This is a genomic window from Promicromonospora kroppenstedtii DSM 19349 (assembly GCF_000515355.1).
GTDB lineage: Bacteria > Actinomycetota > Actinomycetes > Actinomycetales > Cellulomonadaceae > Promicromonospora > Promicromonospora kroppenstedtii.
Window position 1 is genome coordinate 163,778 of the sequence record NZ_KI911710.1, and the last position, 1,265, is coordinate 165,042.

General features: G+C 74.7%; 2 protein-coding genes. Both read left to right on the plus strand.

Going from position 1 to position 1,265, the window contains the following annotated elements; genetic code table 11:
* A partial coding sequence (locus PROKR_RS20090; protein WP_211240188.1) for a class I adenylate-forming enzyme family protein occupies positions 1-758 on the plus strand: 758 nt, incomplete at its 5' end.
* On the plus strand, positions 755-1,265 hold a 511-nt coding region (locus tag PROKR_RS20095; protein ID WP_036966331.1), incomplete at its 3' end, for an NAD-dependent epimerase/dehydratase family protein. The genes PROKR_RS20090 and PROKR_RS20095, both read left to right, overlap by 4 nt.

Here is a 1,265-nt window from a genome sequence, read left to right on the forward strand (position 1 = left end):
TCCCCGCCGCGATGACCGACGCCGACGAGAAGATCGCGGCCGCCGGCGGATCCGGGACGGCAACGAGCGCCGGGCCGGACGGTGGAGCGGCGGGCGACCTCGTGGGCCGCCCGCTGGACGGCATCGGCGTGCGGATCGACCCCGCCGTCGTCGGGCTGGACGAGGATCCGTCCGGGGCCGGTGCGGACGGCTCCGGTGCGGACGGCGGTGCTGGTGCGGACGGCCCCGCCGTCGGCGAGCTGGTGCTCACGGGGCCGTCCCTGATGGCGGGGTACCTCGCGGACCTCGATGCCGGCAGGCCCCGGGCGACCGAGCACCGCACGGGCGACCTGGCCTACCAGGACGCGGAGGGCCGGATCGTGCTGGTGGGTCGCAACCGGGACATGATCATCCGCGGCACGGTGAACATCTACCCGGGCCTCTTCGAGCCCCGGCTGCGGGACCTGCCGGGGGTCGCCGACGCGGTCATGGTGGGTGTCCCCATGCCCGACGGCGACGAGCGGGTGGTCCTCGTGGTGACCACCGAGGGCGCTCCGCGGGAGGGCGCACCGCGGAACCAGGGCACCCCGCGGGTACGGATGGGCTCGGACCTGGCGCGGGCGGTCGAAGCCCAGGTGGGACAGGTCCTGGACCACGGCGCGCTGCCCGACCTGGTGGTCGAGGCGTCGCACATACCGCTGGCGGGCCGTTCCCGGAAACCCGACCGTCATGCCCTGGTCGACCTGGTTTCACCTCTCGCGGGTACAGTGCGCGCATGAGGGTGGCAGTGACCGGTTCGTCAGGTTTTGTTGGTGGGGCTGTGGTGCGGGACCTCGCGGCGCACGGGCACGACGTGATCGCGTTCTCGCGACGCGTCCCGCGCGTACCCGCCGAGCTGCTCGACCGGGTGGCCCACCAGTTCTGGGACCTGCGCGACGGCCCGCTGCCCAAGGAGGACCGGCCCGAGGACGTCGACGTCGTGGTGCACTGTGGTGCGGCCGTCGGCGACGGCGGCAGCCACGCCCGAGCCTGGGTGGTCAACGTCGAGGGCACCCGGGCGGTGCGCGAGACGTTTCCCGGCGCGCGGTTCGTCCACCTGTCGTCCGGCAGCGTGTACGACCCGCGGACGCCGAGCATCGCCGCGACCGAGGCCGAGGCGCCCGCGCACGGCTACGTGAACCCTTACGGCAAGACGAAGGCCGCCGCCGAGCGGTACCTCGCGGCCGACGCCGCGCGCGAGGACCGCGGGCCCGTCGTCGTCCTGCGGCCGCACGCGGTCTACGGCC